This window comes from Pantoea sp. B_9 (assembly GCF_008632015.1).
In the GTDB taxonomy this organism is placed as follows: domain Bacteria; phylum Pseudomonadota; class Gammaproteobacteria; order Enterobacterales; family Enterobacteriaceae; genus Pantoea; species Pantoea dispersa.
Genome location: NZ_VWVL01000005.1, coordinates 341,911 through 359,174 on the forward strand (window position 1 = coordinate 341,911; position 17,264 = coordinate 359,174).

Here is a 17,264-nt window from a genome sequence, read left to right on the forward strand (position 1 = left end):
GTGATTTCCACTCTGGTTAATTATTTAACTGTCCCATTTACTGACAAGCGCCACGTGCGGAAGGTTCCCGCGCCGCGCTTAGCGCGTCAAATTTCGCTCCACAGCATACCTCAGGCGGCGCGCTTTGCTGAGCAGCAAAATTGCAAGCAACCGTGTTCATATCCCGGCGATCTTTACGCGCCAAATCACGCAGCAGCGCAATGCCGAGATAGTTGCTCCAGTTGAAGGCATTCTGCAGCACCACGATGGCATTGCCGTGGGCGCGATCGTAGCCGATAAAACTGGCATAACCGCCAATATACCCCACCTGATAAGTGATCTGCTGCTGACCATAGGTATCGGTTACCCAGGCGATATTCTGCGCCTGATTGCCATGCTGCTCATAAGGATGATTGACCTGCGCCAGCGCCTGACCGAGCGCGCCGTGTGCATCGCTGTGCAGATGCGCATCGAGGTAGCGAATCAGATCGCGCGCGTTGCTGTACAGGCTGGCGGCCGCCACCATATTGCCGCGAAAGGCCCAGTCTGGCGTCAGCTGACCACGCGCGATCAGTTTCGGCTGATCGCCGGCGTGGCCCAGCGCGCGCCACGGATAGCCGCGCAGGATTTGCGGATGGAAGCTGCTGCTGGTCATGCCAAGCGGACCAAACAGCTGATGCTGCGCCAGCGTTTCAATGTCCTGATGCAGGCGATGCTGCAGAATATAGCCCAGCAGCGCATAGCCGAGATTGGAGTACTGCGCCGCCGGGTGCGCGGGGGCGCTGAAATCCGCCAGATAACTCAGCACGGCATCGCTATCCAGATTGCCGTAAAAATTTTCGCCGCTGCGCAGGTAAGCCATAAATTTCAGGAACATCGGCAGATCCATATCCTGACGCGGCAGCCCCGAGGTGTGGGTAACCAGCTGTAGCAGCGTAATGCGTTTTGCATCCTCACTCAGCGGCACGCCGCGCGGCAGCAGCGTGGCCAGCGTGTCGTTCCAGTGCAGCTCGCCGCGATCCACCAGCCCGATAATGACCTCCGCGGTAACGCCTTTGCTCAGCGATCCCAGCGCAAACAGCGTATCCGGCGTGATGGGATAACGCTGGCGCGCATCGGTGACGCCATAGCTGTAAAACTGCGGCGCGCCGCGCTGATGAATAATGGCGATGCTGATGCCGGTCACCTGCTTTTGCTGCATGTAGTGGCGCACAATGTCATCGACGTTTTCATGGAAGGAGGCGTGGGAAAGATAGACGCGATCGCCCACCGGCGCGGACGTTTGCGACAGCGTTCCGCAGCCGCTGAGCAGCAGACACAGGGCTGACAGCCGCAGGTGCAACCAGGCGCGAGAAAGCGTCAGCCGCTGAAGCCTGACGAAGCGGGAAATAGCCATCAATTGATAAGTTATTTTTTATGTTATGCAGCAGGTGCCACTGGTGTTGGTGGCGAAATATACCACAGAACAGCGGGTGCGCCACCTGTCAGCCGCAGGTGGCGCCACGCATTATTGATTAACCGGGATAACCGATCCTTTGTAGTGCTGGTTGATAAATTCAGCAGTTTGCTTTGATTCGAGATCTTTCGCTAACGCGAGAATGCGCGGGTCGCTGGCCAGCTTTGGCGTGGTGACCAGCACGTTGGCATAGGGATTATCCTTTGCCTGTTCCAGCGCCAGCGCGTCTTTTGACGGCACCAGCCCGGCCTGCAGGGCATAGTTACCGTTAATAATCGCCAGCTGCGCATCATCCAGCGCGCGCGGCAGCTGCGGCGCTTCAACTTCAATGATCTTCAGCTGGTGCGGGTTGTCGCTAATGTCCGCCGTGGTCACCAGCGTACTGGCGCTGCGGCTTTTCAGCGTAATCAGGCCGTTGGCCTGCAGCAGATAGAGCGCGCGGCTCAGGTTAGTGACGTTGTTGGGCACCGCCACCTGCGCGCCATCCGGTAGATCTTTCAGGGATTTCACTTTGTGCGAATAAATCCCGAGTGGCTCAATATGCACGGTCGCCACCACGGCAAATTTTTCGCCCAGCGCTTTTTCCTGATCGCGCAGATAAGGCACATGCTGGAAATAGTTGGCATCGACGTCGCCACGCGCCAGCAGCTCGTTGGCGTTTAAATTGCCGTTAAGCTCGATCACCTTCAGGTCGAGCTGTTTGTCGGTTTGTTTGATGTAGTTGAGAATCTCACTGTGCGGCACCGGATCGGCGGCCACGTGCAGTGCCGCGGCGGACGCCACGCTGCTGAACAGGGCCATCAGGGCCAGTGACGCTATCATCGTTTTCTGCATGGGCTTTCCTTAGGTTTCTTATGATTTCACTGTGCTTAATGCATCAGCGTAATAGCGCTGCGCCACATCGCGATGGGAACGCAGACGCCCTTTGAGGTAGTTCCAGCCCACTTCACGCAGCAGCGGATTGTCAGGATCGCTGGTCGGGCCGTGGGCTTCTGCCGCCAGCTGCGGCGGCAGCTGATACAGCGGTACTTCGGCGTCCAGCTGCGCACCGAGGAAAAAAGCGATCGACACGCGTTCACGATTAGCCGGCGGCGACACCACGCGGTGCACGGTGGCGCGCAGATACCCATTGCTGGCAATCTCCAGCAGTTCACCGATGTTGACCACAAACGCGCCCGGCTTCGGCAGCGCATCCACCCAGTGACCGGGTGACACTTCCACCTGCAAACCGGGCTGATCGTCCTGCAGCAAAAAGGTGAGGAAGCCGGAGTCTTTGTGCGCGCCTACGCCCTGCTGGCTGGCTTCTGCTGCCTGACCGGGATAACGAATCAGCTTGATGTGCTCATTGGGCTGGGTGCCATACAGCGCGTCGAACGCATCCGGCGGCAGCGCCAGCGCTTTGGCAAAGGCCCGCAGCAGGCGCAGCGCGATGGCGGTCATCGCCTGCTGCCAGGCGTGCATTACCGGACGCAATTGCGGTAACGCCTCCGGCCATAAGTTAGGCCCCTGCAGCCGTTTCCACGCCGGATCGCCCGGCTGCAGCGTCAGCGCCGCGCGTTCGGCACCGATATCAAACTGTTCACGCTGATCGCGCTGGTCGCGGGTGTATTCCACGCCGGCATGGTTGTAGCCGCGAAAATGCGGCGAGTGGATCATTGCCACGCGCTGCTTCTCCGCCTGTGGCAGGGCAAAAAACGCCCGCGTGATACTCTGCACGTTGTGCAGCAGTTGCGGGTTGATGCCGTGATTAACCAGATAGAAGAAACCGACGTCACGCGCGGTCTCCCGCAGCTGCGCCAGGTAAGCTGCCTGCTCTGCGTCCGGTAGTTCCAGCAGGGCCAGATCCAGTACTGGCAGGGTATCCGCCATGATGTTGTCTCCTCGCTATCGGTAAATCCTGCGTTTACGCTGACATTCGCCGCCGTTTCCCGCCAATACTGTTGCGCGATAAGTTATGGCGATTCCTTTTTAGGCGCACTTCGGCTATCGATATGCAAAAAGCGGTAAATCAGGCGCGCTGCCGCTATAATCGCGCCCAGCAATTTTTGCCCACCAATGCACACCGCAGGAGACGCCGGATGAATCAGGGTCCGTTAACCGAAAAAGAGCTGAACTGGCTTGATGACATGCTGGAAAAATATGGCAACGAACACTCCGTGGTGGACACCGCCGAACTGGACGGCATGCTGACCGCCCTGCTCTCCGGCCCGAACGATATCGAACCGAGCGAATGGCTGGTGGCGATTTGGGGCGGTGAGAAGAAGATTCCTCAGTGGGCGAACGCGCGCGAAATGGACCGCTTCATGGCGCTGACCTTCCAGCACTTTAACGACATCGCCGAGCGGCTGGCGGAGTATCCGGAACAGTTCGATCCGCTGTTCGGCGAGCAGGAGATGGAAGGCCAGCTGTTTACCGTGGTGGAAGACTGGTGCTACGGCTATATGCGCGGAGTGGCGCTGGATGCAGACTGGTCGCAGCTGCCGGCGGCACAGCAACCGGCGCTGCAGGCGATTGCGCTGCACGGCAGTGAAGCGCAGCTGGCGCAGCGTGAAGCCTTCACCCCGGACGCGTTTGAGGCCAGCATCGAGGCGATTCGTCCGGCGGCGCTGGAACTGCACGAATACTGGCAGGAACAGCGCATGGCGCAGCCCGATCCGGCCCCGCAGCTGCCGCATTTTGCCGGTGAAAAAACCGGTCGCAACGATCCCTGCCCGTGCGGCAGCGGCAAAAAATTTAAGCAGTGCTGCCTGAATAAAACCTGAGATGCTCACCTCAACGCAGGCCAGCGCTAAAACTGGCCTGCGCACCGCGTTATTTCCCTGACGCGAGAAACTCCATCACCGCCGCATTCAGCGGCGCGGGGCACTCTTCAGGTAACCAGTGACCGCAGCCAGGTAACACTTTGCCGGTGACCTGCGAGGCGTAGCGGCTGACCACCTGCTGCTCATAGGCACCCAGTCCGCCGTGACCGCCACCGCCAATCGCCAGCATCGGCACAGCAATTTTCTCGCGGGAGAGCACTTTATTGTCCGCCACTCCCTGATTCAGCACCCGGTAATATTCAAAGGCGGCATTCAGGCTGTGCGGTTTTGCATAGGATTTGCTGTACATATCCAGCAGCGCTGGCGTGAACACCCCTTTGTTGGCGGCATGTTCTTTGATGAAATGCTCGAAGAACAGGCGCTCTTTACCGGCGATCAGCTGTTCAGCGAGCTGTCCCTGCGCCGCAAAGAAGCTGAAGTGCCACACCAGGGATTCGCCTTCGGGCGTAAAGGCCGGGAACTGATAGATGCTTTCATCCGGGATCGGCGCTTCCATAAAGATGGCCCGGCGGATGTTGTCCTGATGTTTCACCAGCAGCGGATAGGTATTCCAGATGCCAATATCGTGCGCCACCAGGTCGAACTTTTTGCCGCCGGCGAACTGTTCTGCCAGCTGATAAAGCAGCGGCGCGACATCGGTGGCGCGATACGAATGCGGCACGTCAGACTGCCCCAGCCCCGGCAGATCCACCGCCACGACGGTGTGGTTTTTTGCCAGTTCCGGCATCAGCTGATGCCATTCATACCACGTCTGTCCGAAACCGTGCACCAGATACACCAGCGGTCCGCTGCCGCCCTTCACATAATGCAGGCGCACGCCATCCACAGTTTGATAGCTGCTGGTGAAACCGGCGGGCAGCGGGAATTCATCCGCGGCGGTGCTGGCGGCGGAAAACAGCGCGGCCGAGGCAAGCAGCAGGGTTAACAGTAATTTTTTGAACACGTGATTGATCTCCATTTTGTCATAATGCCATTTAAAACAGTGGGTTAAATTTTTTAAGTCAGCCCGGCAGGTCAGTGACCTTGTACGCGCTGGTGCCGCGCGCCGGCCTGGAAACCGTGCTGACGCGCCTGCAGTGCGATGAGGAAGCCAACCGCCAGCAGCAACAGCAGCGCCAGCGGGAAAGACGCCACGCCCCAATGGGTAAGCAACACGCCACCGGCCAGACCGCCGCCGGCAATCGCGCTGTTCCACACCACCACATTCATCGACAGCGCCACATCCGCGCCCTCGCCTGCCGCATCCGCCAGCGCCGTTTGTAGCAGCGTGGCCGCCCCGCCAAACGTCAGCCCCCACAGCGCCACGCCGACATAAACCAGCAGCGGCAAGCGCGCCAGCCAGATGAACAGCAGCGAGACCAGCGCAAACAGCGCCAGACTACCGAGCACGGCGACGCGCAGGTGGTGATCGACGAGGCGACCGGCCAGGCCGATAGCCGCCAGCGCCGCGATGCCAAACACCAGCAGCACGCTGTCTACCTGCCCGGCGAGACCCGCCTGGCTAACGAACGGCGCAATGTAGGTGTAGAGAATGTTGTGCGCCGTCATCCACGCCAGCACCACGCCCAGCACCGGACGCACGCCTGGCGTCATGAACACCGTGCGCAGCGGCAGACGCTGATCGCTGCTTTGCCCCGGATAGTCAGGTACCCGCAGCAGCACCCAGCCGATCAGCAGCAGCGTCAGCGCCGACATGATGCCGAACGCCGTGCGCCAGCCCACCGCCGTGCCCAGCCAGGTGCCGACGGGAACGCCCAGCGCCAGCGCAATCGGTGTGCCGACCATCGCCACGGCGAGCGCTTTGCCCTGCTGATGGACCGGCACCATGCGCCGCGCATAGCCGGCCAGCAGGCTCCAGGCGAGTCCCGCCGCTGCGCCGGCGAAAAAGCGCGCCACCAGCGTCAGTGCGAAGTGGGTCGAAAACGTGGTGATGGAGTTGAAAATCAGGAAACCGACGATAGCCAGCAACAGCACGTTACGGCGGCGCCAGCCCTGGGTGGCGATGGTCAGCGGAATCGCCGCCAGCAGCGAGCCAAGCGCATAAACGGTTACGGTCTGCCCGGCCAGCGCGGTGGAAATACCGAGGCCCGCCGCCATCTGCGGCAGCAGTCCGGCCGGTAAGGTTTCGGTGATGATGCAGATAAAACCGGTCATGGCCAGCGCCAGCAGCGCGCCCAGCGGTAGCGGCCGGGTTTTATCCGCGGCGGTATTCAAAGTCGTCACAATCAGCGTTCCCGATGTCATCAGCGTGCAGGTAAGGCGCGCGCCGCTCGTTGAAATTATATGTACCGATCAGTATATAAATTGGCGAAGTGCGATAACCTGTTACGGCTTAAGAACACACTACCGCGGATACGCTATCCGCCGCCCGCAGGCACAAATATATACTAATCGATACATTAGTTGACGTGCGAGACCATTGTCAACGACTTATGTATCGATTAGTATTTAAGCATTGAGATTAATGGAGCACTGAGATGGCCACTATGGGACGGCCGCGTACGTTCGATCGTGATGCGGCCATTGAACAGGCGATGAAGATTTTCTGGCAGCACGGCTATGAGTCGACATCGTTAACGCAGCTGAAGGCGGGAATTGCCGGCGGTATTTCTGCACCGAGCTTTTACGCGGCTTTTGGCTCAAAGCAGGCACTGTTTCAGGAGTGTGTACAGCGCTATCTGTCGACTTACGCGCAGGTGGTGGAGCCGCTGTGGGATAACAGCCTGCCGCCCCGTACCGCAATGGAGACCGCGCTGCGGCGCTCGGCCAGCATGCAGTGTGAGTCCGGCCATCCGCTGGGTTGTATGGTCGGCCTGGGCGTGATGAGTGCGCCTTCCGCCGAACACGCGGATGTCACCCAGCCGCTGGCGCGCTCACGCGCCCGCACGCTGGCAGGTATGACGGCCTGCGTGCAGCGCGGCATCGACAGCGGCGAACTGCGCGCCGACACCGATGCCGCCGCCCTCGCCATCGCCCTCGACGCTTTTCTGCTGGGCGTGTCGGTGCTGGTGCGCGACGGCGTCAACGGTGCGCAGATCGATAACGCCATCGCCCATGTCATGGCCGTCTGGGACGCGGCAAAATCCGTGACGGATTAAGTGCCCCAGCCGCCTGGCGACGCACGCTGAACATTACCCCGCCGGTTTGACTTCGGTGACCAGCGTTGGCAGCTGCCATGCGCCGCCGGCGCGGATGGCACGGCACATGCCGGTGGTGGCCTCGCTGCTCTGCACGAACTGGCGGCCATCCCACACCCATGCAGCGGTGCTCCAGCAGTCACCAATGCCGCGCCCTTTCTGCGCTTCGCTGATCACGCCGTCGTGATAATCAGATCCGGAATCGGTGATCAGCTGCGGCGTGCCCTGCAGCGCGTTATCCAGCAGCCAGAAACCATAGCCTTCGTTGTAAGCCCCGCGCCAGCACAGCGCGGCGATCAGCACGTGCTGCGCATCTACCGGCGTCAGCGTAGGCGGTTCTGCGCCCTCTTCTGGCTGATCGTCGGACGGCGCGAGATTGTCACAGCTGTCGTCGTCAGTCAGCGAGGCAATCAGCTTTGGCTTGACCTGTGCCAGTTCATCTGGCGTCAGCGGGCGCGGCGCGGCTTTCAGCACATGGACCTGCTGAATCACCGGCATCGCCACTGCCGCCGGCACGCTGGCTTCCGGCTGGTTGCCCTTGCGCACCAGCGCGCCCGGCGTGTTCAGCCGTCCCTGCGCCTCATCCATTTTTAACAGCGTGGCAAAGGCCCCGTTGCCGGAGAGCTCAAACGGCTCGGCCGCACCGCGAAACTCCACTCTGGCGCTGCCTTTGATGGCGGCGATCAGCGCCTGGGTCTGCGCGTCGCTTAGCGTCCACTCATCGTTCTCCGCTTTGCTGACTTCGCCCAGCGCGCGATCGTCAATCCACAGCGCCAGCGCATTCACCTGCTGCGCATCATCGTCGCCGGTATCGGCCAGCACCACGCGCCCGTGCGTCAGGCTGTCTGGCCCGCCGGCGCGCGTCAGCAGTACCGATCCGCCCGCGCCCTCTTCGGCGCTGTAGCCAGCGGCGCGGCAGGTCAGCGTATTATCACAAGCCAGCTCCCAGTCTTTATGGCTAAACGAGACGCCTTCGTCGGCCCACAACGGCGTGCTCAGGCTGGCGAACAGCGTCAGCGCCAGCAGCAATCGGCTTTTCATGCCATCTCTCCCTAATGGTAAAGGTGGCTAGTGTGATGACTTTTGCGGCGCGGGAGAAGTGAATTTTTTGCGGCGGGTCTTATTCCATCGCTGCCTGTGGTTGTGGCTGACGCGCCATCAGGCTCAGCGCCACCAGCATCGCCAGCGCCACGGCAATCGCGCCAGCGAGATACACCGAAGCCACGCCGCGGTGGGCGGCCAGCGCGCCCGCCAGCGGACTGGTGACTGCCAGCGCGATATCGAGAAACGCCACGTAAGCCCCCATCGCCAGGCTGCGGGTGTGCGGCGGCGCACGGCGTACCGCTTCCACGCCGAACGCCGGAAAGGCCAGCGAATAGCCAAAACCGGTCAGCGCCGCGCCGAGATAAACCAGCGTCGCGTCATCAGCGCGCCAAATCAGCAGCTGACCGCAGGCTTCAATCAGCACGCATACCAGCGCGACGCGCGCGCCGCCCAGCTTATCCGGCAGATGGGCAAAGAACAGGCGCGCCGCGATAAACGCCACGCCAAACGCGGTGAACGCCAGCGACGCGTTGCCCCAGGCCCTGGCCGCAAACAGCAGCGCGATAAACGCGGTGATCATGCCAAAGCCGACGCTGGCGAGCGCCAGACCCAGTCCCGGCCGCCACACCGCGCCCATGACTTTGTAGAACGGCGTGCGTTTGGTCGAGGTCGGCGCGACGGCGCGCACCTGGGTGATAAACATCAGCGGCAGCAGCGGTACCAAGATGATCGCCATGGCGATGCCGGTGAAGTGCCAGCCGTGATAAATCGCCACGCCCAGCGGCGCACCCAGCGCCCAGGCGCCGTAAATCGCGATACCGATCCACGCCATCACTTTACCGGCATTGGCCGGCCCCACCAGCCCGAGTCCCCAGCCGAGCGCGCCAGTGGCCAGCAGGCTCTCGCCCAGCGCCAGCACCACACGCCCCAGCAGCAGAATGGCCACCGAGCTGGCAGGCCGATCAATGAACAGCAGCGAAATCAGATAGATCACGCCGGAACTCGCCACCACTAACAGCCCGGTCAGCACCGCGCGTTTCGCGCCGCGCATATCGGCGAAGTTGCCCGCCCACGAACGCGTCAGCAGCGATGCGATAAACTGCGCGCCGATGACCGTGCCGATCGCCAGCGTATCCATGCCGAGGTTCTGCTGCAGATGCAGCGGCAGCACCGGCAGCTGCATCCCCATGGTGAGAAAAGCGATAAACACCGCCAGCGTCACCGGCAGCAAGGTGATAAATACATTATTTTTCATCGATATAATCCAGAAAAACTGCCGCGCGCAGCGGCAGCGTGATATCAGAGATGGGTGTAATAGGCAGGCGTATCGAGCTCGCTCAGCAGGTCCGGGCGGGTTGCAGACCAGTCCAGCAGCGTGCGCGTGCGCTGGCTGGAGACCGCCATGTTGCCCGCCGCCATGTTGGCGAACCAGCCAAAGTGTGCCCGGTCGCGCTCGCCGCTGGGTAATCCGAGCTGGCGTCCAATCGTCTCCGCGATTGCGCGGAACGGCACCGCCTCATCGGCCACCGCGTGATAAACGCGTTCGGTGACGCCCTGCTCCAGCGCCAGCCGATAGACGCGCGCCGCATCGCGACGGTGCACGCCGGACCAGCAGTTCTCACCGCTGCCGCACCAGGCGGAAATCCCGCTCTCACGCGCCAGCCGCACCAGAATCGGCACGAAACCGTGGTCGCCGAGGCCATGTACCGACGGCGCCAGCCGCACTGTCGCCACGTGCACGCCGCGCTGTGATAGCGCCTGCGCCGCCGCTTCCGACTGACGCGGTGACACCGGCTGCGGCTGATCCAGCTCCGTCGCCCCGCGCGCCATACCGGACAGGCCGGACGTCACCAGCAGCATGCGATCCGATCCGGCAATCGCCTCGCCGAGCAGCTCGATCACCTGACGGTCCTGCTCGCAGTTCTGCACGAAGCGCGAGAAATCGTGGTTAAACGCGGTATGAATGATGGCGTCTGCGGATTGCGCGGCGTCACGCAGCACGTCAGCATCCTCCAGCGAACCGCGAATAACCTGTGCGCCAGTGACGGCCAGCGCCTCAGCTTTCTCCGCAGAACGCGCCAGCCCTGTTACCTGATGGCCCGCCGCGATCAACTCTTCCACTACCGCTGAACCTACCCAGCCAGTGGCCCCGGTGACAAATATCTGCATGGTCTTCTCTCCTGCACGTTAAAACGCGAGTGTTTCGTCGTGTTGATATGATGCGTGCTGTGGAGCGGTGGCGCTAATCGCATCAGCAATGCAGGAGCAAGCCTTGTCGGATAAGGCCTGAGGGCATGAAGACCGCGACTTATTCGGCGAGAGTTCAGGTTTACAGCGCCGCGACAATCTGCTGGCGCAGCCATTGCTGGGCGGGATCGCGATGCAGGCGCTCGTGCCACAGCATCAGGATGTCAAACCCTTCAATCTGCAGCGGTGGTGCAACCACGCGGAGCTGCGGCGCGTTTCGCACCAGGCGCTCCGGCAGTACGGCGACCAAATCACTGCTGGCCAGCGTGTCGAGCATAAACAGAAAATGCGGCACCGAGAGCGCGACGCGGCGCGTGCGGCCGAGCCTGGCCAGCGCGCGATCGGTGGCCGCACTGAAGCCGCCGCCATCCGGCGAAACCATGACAAACTCCAGCTGACAAAAGCGATCCAGCGTCAGGGGCTGCTGCAGCTGCGGATGATCGTGCCGGCCGGCCAGCACGTAGCGCTCGCTGAACAAGCGGCGCTGATGCAGCGTCGGCGGCGCGTTGTCGCCGGTGTGAAACACCATATCCAGCTCGCCCTTCTCCAGCTGCTGCGCCACCTGCGGCGGATTGAGTGCGAATACCGCCATGCGGCTGCGCGGTGCCGCCTCACGAATGAGTTTCAGCGCCGGCAGGATCAGCGCCGATGACATGTAATCGGTGGCGGCAATGCGCCAGGTGAGCTCCGCGCGTGCCGGATCGAACGCTGCCGGCGGTGCCACCGCGCGCTCCAGCGCTTCCAGCGCCAGACGCAGCGGTTCGCGCAGGGCCTCGGCGCGGGCGGTGGGCAACATGCCGCGCGGACCGGGCAACAGCAGCGGATCGTCAAACAGCACCCGCAGGCGCGCCAGCTGAGCGCTTACCGACGGCTGCGACAGATTGAGGCGCTGCGCCGCGCGCGTCACGTTCTGTTCCACCAGCAGCACGTCTAAGGTTTGCAGCAGATTCAAATCCAGCGAGTGCATATTCATGTTGTCTATACCTGAGATATCAGTAATTGATTTCTACTATAGCCAGCACTGGCTTAACCTGCAGCGGTTTTCATCTCACAGGATACCGCCATGAATGTTTTGATTGTGTATGCCCATCCGGAACCGCGCTCGCTGAACGGATCGCTGAAAGACTTTGCCGTGAATCATCTGCAGCAGGCGGGCCATCAGGTGCAGGTGTCAGATCTGTACGCCATGCAGTGGAAAGCGCAGCTGGATGCCGCCGACACGCTGGCGCCCCCGGTGGGCGCGCATTTTGATGCCACGCTGGATTCGCGTTTCGCCTACGACAACCAGCTGCAGGCAACGGACATTGCCGACGAGCAGGAGAAGCTGCGCTGGGCCGACACGGTGATTTTTCAGTTTCCGCTGTGGTGGTTTTCGATGCCAGCAATCATGAAAGGCTGGTTTGACCGCGTTTATGCCAACGGTTTTGCCTATGGCCTCGGCGAGCACAACGATCATCACTGGGGCGATCGCTACGGCGAAGGCACCCTCGCTGGCAAGCGCGCCATGCTGGTGGTGACCACCGGCGGCTGGGAGTCGCACTACGCGCCGCGCGGCATCAACGGCCCGATTGAGGATCTGCTGTTTCCGATCCAGCACGGCATGCTGTTCTATCCCGGCTTCAGCGTGTTGCCACCGCTGGTGCTGTATCGCGTGCAGAAGTCGGCGCAGGAACGCTTTGATAGCTGGTGCACCGCGCTGGCGCAACGGCTGGATCGCTTAGCGCAGGATCAACCGATTGCCTTCCGTCGCCAGAACGGCGGTGAATATGTGATTCCGGCGCTGACGCTGCGCGAGGATCTTGCGGAAGGCGAGCGCGGATTTGGCGTGCACGTGGCGCGCTGAGCCCCAGGCCGCCAAACCGCAGCGGCGCGCTGCCGTATTATTCAAACAACCAGCGCCCCGCCTGCGCCGACGCAATCAGCATGCCCAGCGTGAAATCCGGCACCACCGGCACTTCACGTTTGTTGAACGGGTTGAGGATTTGCACCAGCGACGGTTCGTCCGGGTAGTAGGTTTCAATAGCGAAATTCGCGCGCTCGACCGCGAACTCGCTGAAAAACTCATCCATCAGCGCGGCGGCTTCGTCGCGCTCGAAGTTGAGATCGCTGTCGATATCAATCTGCGGCGTGAGCGTTTTCTGCTTGAACAGATACACGCCGTCATAGCGCCGCACCAGTTCATAGATACGCTGTTCGAGTTGCTCTGTCATCGTCGCCTCTTCGCCTGTGCTGATTGGATCGCAGGGCATTTTGCCATGCCTTGCCGTGAGGCAGGAGGAAAAAAATGTCAGCCGTGAATACGTATCGCAATCCTGCATAAAAATCCCGATAGCCATTGCTACCGGGACCCTTATCACTTAAGCGGCAGATAGATATCCGTCAGCAACTCGTGTTCCGCCACTTCATGCACGAAGTTGTGATAGTGGAAGAACAACGGGAAATCGCGCAGCTCTTCGCCGCTGGCCGGCAACCATTCGCTATAGAGCGAACGCGCCAGCTCGGTCAGCGCGCTGTGCGAGCCGTGATGACGCAGCACCGCGCAGCGTCCGCCGGGAATGGTGCTGTTAACGACGCCAAAGGCGTTGTCTTCGTTAATCGGCGCACTCACCGAACCGCAGAGGTGATACTGAAAATCCGCGGCTGGCGTGCTGGCCGGATCGTGCGGCGCGACGCCGAACGTCTGGCTGCTGCGCACCGGCGATGCACCGCTGCTTTTGCGCCAGGCAATAAACTGCGCCGCCGTTTCGTTGATACGCTGCGGATCGCCGTGATGCGTGAGCATCGCCACCGGCGTGGTGGGAAACATTTTAATCTCAACTGACATACTCTCTCTCCGTTTGACGGGTGGCTGAGGCATGCGCTGATGCCAGGTAATCCACACCGGCTGCTGACGAAATTCACTCGGCGTCACGTCAAATACCTGTTTAAAGGCGCGACTGAATGATTCGGCATGCTGAAAACCGGCATCGAGCGCAATCTCAATGATTTTCTCGTGCGGATTGAATGCCAGCCGGTACGACGCCCGTTTGAGCCGCATCAACTGGATGTAACGCCCCGGCGGCATGCCGCACCAGGCGCTGAACTGGCGGTGAAAGTGGTACGGCGAAAAATGCGCCACTTCACTCAGTTGCTCCAGCAGCAGCGCTTCATCAAGATGGCGTTCGATGTAATCGAACACTTTGTCAAAGCGCTTGCGGTAGGTCTCGCGGTGATGGTTTTTGTTTACTGGCATAGCATCCTCTCTGGGGAATGAGTATGCCCGTGTGGCGGGGAGTGGGCCTGATGGATCTTGCGGAGTTTTGAGGGAGAGTAAAGGGCGATGATGGTTTTTGCTGTGAATGGGCGGGGATGATTATGCGCTTATGTTGCGCGATTATTTGAGGCCTGGCGGATTTTGGCTTCATGTTTTCAAGCAACTTAAAGATACGGTAAGGCTGAAATGTCTGCTGCGTGCCAGCAAAATTATCAATCATCCACACTTATCTCAAAGAAAAAACATTATCACTAAAGGTCAACTTCTGCTCCTCGCTTACAGCGAACCTTCAGCTCTGATAACTTACCCGCTCTGTAACATAAGCGGACATTACCTAACACATTAATTATCTTCCCTGGTTTACGCGTTCTACACATTAAACGTCGTAGTTGATGAATTACCATGTTTTAAAATACCCACCTGATAAATCCCCCCGAATACTTTTCACTAATTTTGACTGCATAAAGATCATGAAGACTTAGGAAGAAATCGTTGTCTTCTTTGAACATTAATTCCTCATATTCTGCCATTATCAAACTATGCTGTGTTGTTACTTTGGATATCTTCTCCATTTCACTGATAAGCATGGATTTATTTTCATTTGTTGATAGATCCATAGCGATAAATTTCCGCATTAATGGTATTAGCTGATTAGGATCTGTATTTTTTGTATTTTCCTTAGCTTTTTTTTGTCTTTCTGAATAGATGGTATTGACCGCATTTGTATATTTTTTTGCTAAGCTCCTAAACTCTGGATAGGAACCAGTAACTAAAGCAAGCTCTTCATACTTCAGGAATAAATTGGCCTTGCATTTTTTCACCGCCATTTCAAGGTCTTCAATTTCTTTTTTTAACTCTGCATTTTCCTTAATGATAGATATTGGAAGAGCTTCAAAATACTGGCCTAATTTTGAATCAGGGGTCACTGTCATATGTACTATTTCATTAGACATGATCTGATAAGAACCAGATAAATCTCCATACTTTAGAAATAGTTCATTATGTGAAGATGAACAAGAACCCTGTAATTCCATCATCGGCCTGAAGTAATCCTTTATAAGCTCTTCTTGAAGACCTTGGTCTTTTTTGTAGCTTTCTAAAAACCCAGCAAAAAGAAATGACCCTAAAGATATAGAAATTATGGAAATTACCAATTGACCAAAAAATGATTGCATTCCATTACTCATAAAACACCTTTAAAAAATAATACATATATCCCAGATAAATTGGACCGGTAGCATTTGAAACTCTTATAACTTATTTAAATCGAAGCCAGTTACGTACTCAATGCTAACTGTCAACATGGTCAGGTTCCCTTATCATCGCTCGTAGGTACAAAAAATCACTTTAACGTACAATAATTTTCTTTATCCAAACAGCCCTCTTCAAAGTCGTCATTGAAATGAAGTTTTAAAACCAGCGATAAAGCGTGATCTCGCCAGTTATCTGACCGGACAATTTGCCACGAGCTTATGTCGGGTATGCATGACGCAGTGTTTTTATCAGCCAGGCACAAGTCGTGCTTAACCGGTGATCAGAATGCGTGACCTTCTCCTTACTTACTCCCCGTTGATTCACATGGAATGCTGTTACCAATATCCGCAGATCGCTCAAAGCACACCTGTCAGATTCGATTGTGAGCTAACAGCGAAAACCGTCAAATCAAGTCTGAGCTAATACAATCGAATCATGATACCGAAATCTGTTACATATCATCTTCCTCGACAAACTCCAAAGCATCAAGATCTATCCGGACCATCGCAATAGAACCAATACGGATGAAAGCATCCTCTCCATCTTCATCGGTTAACTGATATCTTTCTGTTGATTCCGGCTCTGATTCAAGAGTGTCAAAAAATGCATTTAATTGACCAATATCTTCGGTTTCATCATCTTCTAAACCTCCGGGTCACAGTGCAGCTCAATAACTGGACCACCGTTCACCATGGTGATATGGACATTTCCATGTCTTGCTTCACTTGCCACAGCATCCTCATCATCGGGAACAAGTGGAAAGCAGTCAAATAAGAATTGATGAAAAGTCACCTCTCGGGCATTTAAGGCGTAACGATGCCGCTCAGAGTCAAAAACAAAAAAAAGCTCACGATCTGGCACTACACTTTCCTGAAGGTGTGAGTAAAAACGACGCTTATCAGCCGGGGAAATAGGTAACAGCAAAAAATCTTGTTGCCCTCGTAGAAAGAGTTTCACAGTCCAAATACCGCCATCCATTTCAATGCCATTAGCCGCGATTTTTCCCAGCTCATCGTCGCTGCGGCTACCTTGACTAAGTAGTTTATTCAGCAACTTATTACTATCAGGAAAAACAGCGGTCAATGGCTTGTTTAAGGCCGCGCTGATCGCTTGCGCCAGCCCCAATTTGGCTGCTACTTGAATCGCCACGGCTTTAACAGACACCTCGGAGTCATTTAAGATGGCTTAAAGAGAGGTGCCCATGAGCGGTAAGCGTTATCCCGAAGAGTTTAAAATCGAAGCAGTCAAACAGGTTGTTGATCGCGGTCATTCTGTTTCCAGCGTTGCAACACATCTCGATATCACCACCCACAGTCTTTACGCCTGGATAAAGAAGTATGGCCCGGACTCATCCACTAATAAAGAACAGTCAGATGCTCAGGCCGAGATCCGCCGACTCCAGAAAGAGCTGAAGCGGGTTACCGACGAGAGAGACATACTAAAAAAAGCCGCGGCGTACTTCGCAAAACTGTCCGACTGAGGTACGCCTTTATCCGCGACAACCGCCGTTGCTGGCCTGTTCGTTTGCTCTGTCGGGTTCTGGACGTCCATCCGAGTGGATTTTATGTCTGGCTTCAGCAGCCACATTCACAGCGTCACCAGGCAGACCAGATGCTGACCGGGCAGATCAAACAGTTCTGGCTTGCGTCTGGCTGCGTCTATGGTTATCGCAAGATCCATCTGGACCTGCGGGATAGCGGGCAGCAGTGCGGAGTGAACCGGGTCTGGCGGCTGATGAAGCGTGCCGGTATAAAAGCTCAGGTTGGGTACCGTAGCCCACGGGCACGTAAAGGCGAAGCCAGCATCGTGGTACCGAACAGGCTCCAGCGGCAGTTCAATCCGGACTCACCAGATGAGCGTTGGGTGACGGACATAACCTACATCCGAACTCACGAAGGCTGGCTGTATCTGGCCGTGGTGGTTGACCTGTTCTCCCGGAAAGTTGTCGGCTGGTCAATGCAACCCCGCATGACAAAAGAGATTGTCCTGAACGCATTATTAATGGCGGTGTGGAGGCGTAATCCTCAAAAACAGGTACTGGTTCATTCTGATCAGGGCAGTCAATACACGAG

General features: G+C 57.9%; 15 protein-coding genes and 2 pseudogenes. 4 read left to right on the top strand and 13 right to left on the bottom strand.

All coding sequences use genetic code 11. From position 1 onward, the window contains the following. Positions 1-37: 37 nt before the first annotated feature. From F3I21_RS17020 to F3I21_RS17030, 3 genes are all read right to left on the bottom strand, one after another. Positions 38-1,375, bottom strand: a complete 1,338-nt coding sequence (locus tag F3I21_RS17020; RefSeq protein WP_325924792.1) for a serine hydrolase domain-containing protein — start codon at positions 1,373-1,375, stop codon at positions 38-40. 111 nt (positions 1,376-1,486) lie between these two features. Next, entirely contained in the window at positions 1,487-2,269 is a 783-nt protein-coding gene (locus F3I21_RS17025; RefSeq protein ID WP_150059381.1) for a MetQ/NlpA family ABC transporter substrate-binding protein, read from the bottom strand. An 18-nt stretch (positions 2,270-2,287) separates the two neighbouring features. Further along, a complete protein-coding gene (locus F3I21_RS17030; RefSeq protein ID WP_058780927.1) occupies positions 2,288-3,307 on the bottom strand; it encodes an isopenicillin N synthase family oxygenase in 1,020 nt (339 codons plus the stop codon). A gap of 206 nt (positions 3,308-3,513) precedes the next feature. On the opposite strand from F3I21_RS17030, the gene F3I21_RS17035 reads away from it, so the two are divergent. Further along, on the top strand, positions 3,514-4,197 hold the full coding sequence (locus F3I21_RS17035; protein ID WP_104188317.1) for a YecA family protein: 684 nt from the start codon (positions 3,514-3,516) through the stop codon (positions 4,195-4,197). A gap of 49 nt (positions 4,198-4,246) precedes the next feature. Here the strand turns inward: F3I21_RS17035 and F3I21_RS17040 are convergent, their stop codons facing one another. Further along, on the bottom strand, positions 4,247-5,200 hold the full coding sequence (locus F3I21_RS17040) for an alpha/beta fold hydrolase (protein WP_104188452.1): 954 nt from the start codon (positions 5,198-5,200) through the stop codon (positions 4,247-4,249). 71 nt (positions 5,201-5,271) lie between these two features. After that, on the bottom strand, positions 5,272-6,411 hold the full coding sequence (locus F3I21_RS17045; RefSeq protein ID WP_223815712.1) for an MFS transporter: 1,140 nt from the start codon (positions 6,409-6,411) through the stop codon (positions 5,272-5,274). 323 nt (positions 6,412-6,734) lie between these two features. Between F3I21_RS17045 and F3I21_RS17050 the strand changes: the two genes are divergently transcribed. Continuing rightward, positions 6,735-7,355, top strand: coding sequence for a TetR/AcrR family transcriptional regulator (locus tag F3I21_RS17050; protein ID WP_058757190.1), 621 nt, complete (start codon positions 6,735-6,737; stop codon positions 7,353-7,355). 33 nt (positions 7,356-7,388) lie between these two features. On the opposite strand, the gene F3I21_RS17055 is transcribed toward F3I21_RS17050, so the two are convergent. The 4 genes from F3I21_RS17055 to F3I21_RS17070 all read right to left on the bottom strand — a co-directional run bounded on the left by F3I21_RS17055 (position 7,389) and on the right by F3I21_RS17070 (position 11,658). Further along, positions 7,389-8,435: a DUF1176 domain-containing protein gene (locus F3I21_RS17055; protein WP_058776427.1), complete on the bottom strand. Its 1,047-nt coding sequence runs from the start codon at positions 8,433-8,435 to the stop codon at positions 7,389-7,391. 79 nt (positions 8,436-8,514) lie between these two features. Continuing rightward, positions 8,515-9,693, bottom strand: a complete 1,179-nt coding sequence (locus F3I21_RS17060) for an arabinose transporter (RefSeq protein WP_150059383.1) — start codon at positions 9,691-9,693, stop codon at positions 8,515-8,517. Between the two features lie 44 nt (positions 9,694-9,737). After that, the gene (locus tag F3I21_RS17065; protein WP_150059384.1) at positions 9,738-10,607 is read right to left on the bottom strand and encodes an SDR family oxidoreductase; all 870 of its coding nucleotides are present in this window, start codon (positions 10,605-10,607) and stop codon (positions 9,738-9,740) included. A 160-nt stretch (positions 10,608-10,767) separates the two neighbouring features. Then, positions 10,768-11,658 carry a LysR family transcriptional regulator gene (locus F3I21_RS17070; protein WP_150059385.1) on the bottom strand — a complete coding sequence of 297 codons (891 nt, stop codon included), beginning with the start codon at positions 11,656-11,658 and terminating at the stop codon, positions 10,768-10,770. A 90-nt stretch (positions 11,659-11,748) separates the two neighbouring features. Here F3I21_RS17070 and F3I21_RS17075 point away from each other — a divergent pair, with 90 nt between their 5' ends. Further along, the gene (locus F3I21_RS17075; RefSeq protein ID WP_150059386.1) at positions 11,749-12,528 is read left to right on the top strand and encodes an NAD(P)H-dependent oxidoreductase; all 780 of its coding nucleotides are present in this window, start codon (positions 11,749-11,751) and stop codon (positions 12,526-12,528) included. Between the two features lie 37 nt (positions 12,529-12,565). Here F3I21_RS17075 and F3I21_RS17080 read toward each other — a convergent pair whose 3' ends face one another. From F3I21_RS17080 to F3I21_RS23435, 4 genes and pseudogenes are all read right to left on the bottom strand, one after another. Beyond that, the gene (locus F3I21_RS17080) at positions 12,566-12,895 is read right to left on the bottom strand and encodes a DUF1493 family protein (RefSeq protein WP_150059387.1); all 330 of its coding nucleotides are present in this window, start codon (positions 12,893-12,895) and stop codon (positions 12,566-12,568) included. A 143-nt stretch (positions 12,896-13,038) separates the two neighbouring features. Beyond that, positions 13,039-13,917 (bottom strand): GyrI-like domain-containing protein, encoded by an 879-nt coding sequence (locus F3I21_RS17085; protein WP_059011124.1) that lies wholly within the window; start codon positions 13,915-13,917, stop codon positions 13,039-13,041. Positions 13,918-14,345: 428 nt separating this feature from the next. Next, positions 14,346-15,125 carry a hypothetical protein gene (locus F3I21_RS17090; protein WP_150059388.1) on the bottom strand — a complete coding sequence of 260 codons (780 nt, stop codon included), beginning with the start codon at positions 15,123-15,125 and terminating at the stop codon, positions 14,346-14,348. Between the two features lie 518 nt (positions 15,126-15,643). Next, a pseudogene (locus tag F3I21_RS23435) lies at positions 15,644-16,332 on the bottom strand (transcriptional regulator); the annotation flags it as partial. A gap of 61 nt (positions 16,333-16,393) precedes the next feature. On the opposite strand from F3I21_RS23435, the pseudogene F3I21_RS17100 reads away from it, so the two are divergent. Then, positions 16,394-17,264: pseudogene (locus F3I21_RS17100) on the top strand (IS3 family transposase); the annotation flags it as partial.

Excerpts from the sequence above, each read along its gene's own strand:
- F3I21_RS17020 (WP_325924792.1), bottom strand. The coding sequence starts at position 1,375 with ATGGCTATTTCCCGCTTCGTCAGGCTTCAGCGGCTGACGCTTTCTCGC.
- F3I21_RS17025 (WP_150059381.1), bottom strand. The coding sequence starts at position 2,269 with ATGCAGAAAACGATGATAGCGTCACTGGCCCTGATGGCCCTGTTCAGC.
- F3I21_RS17035 (WP_104188317.1), top strand. The coding sequence starts at position 3,514 with ATGAATCAGGGTCCGTTAACCGAAAAAGAGCTGAACTGGCTTGATGAC.
- F3I21_RS17045 (WP_223815712.1), bottom strand. The coding sequence starts at position 6,411 with ATGACCGGTTTTATCTGCATCATCACCGAAACCTTACCGGCCGGACTG.
- F3I21_RS17050 (WP_058757190.1), top strand. The coding sequence starts at position 6,735 with ATGGCCACTATGGGACGGCCGCGTACGTTCGATCGTGATGCGGCCATT.
- F3I21_RS17055 (WP_058776427.1), bottom strand. The coding sequence starts at position 8,435 with ATGAAAAGCCGATTGCTGCTGGCGCTGACGCTGTTCGCCAGCCTGAGC.
- F3I21_RS17060 (WP_150059383.1), bottom strand. The coding sequence starts at position 9,693 with ATGAAAAATAATGTATTTATCACCTTGCTGCCGGTGACGCTGGCGGTG.
- F3I21_RS17065 (WP_150059384.1), bottom strand. The coding sequence starts at position 10,607 with ATGCAGATATTTGTCACCGGGGCCACTGGCTGGGTAGGTTCAGCGGTA.
- F3I21_RS17070 (WP_150059385.1), bottom strand. The coding sequence starts at position 11,658 with ATGAATATGCACTCGCTGGATTTGAATCTGCTGCAAACCTTAGACGTG.
- F3I21_RS17075 (WP_150059386.1), top strand. The coding sequence starts at position 11,749 with ATGAATGTTTTGATTGTGTATGCCCATCCGGAACCGCGCTCGCTGAAC.
- F3I21_RS17080 (WP_150059387.1), bottom strand. The coding sequence starts at position 12,895 with ATGACAGAGCAACTCGAACAGCGTATCTATGAACTGGTGCGGCGCTAT.
- F3I21_RS17085 (WP_059011124.1), bottom strand. The coding sequence starts at position 13,917 with ATGCCAGTAAACAAAAACCATCACCGCGAGACCTACCGCAAGCGCTTT.
- F3I21_RS17090 (WP_150059388.1), bottom strand. The coding sequence starts at position 15,125 with ATGAGTAATGGAATGCAATCATTTTTTGGTCAATTGGTAATTTCCATA.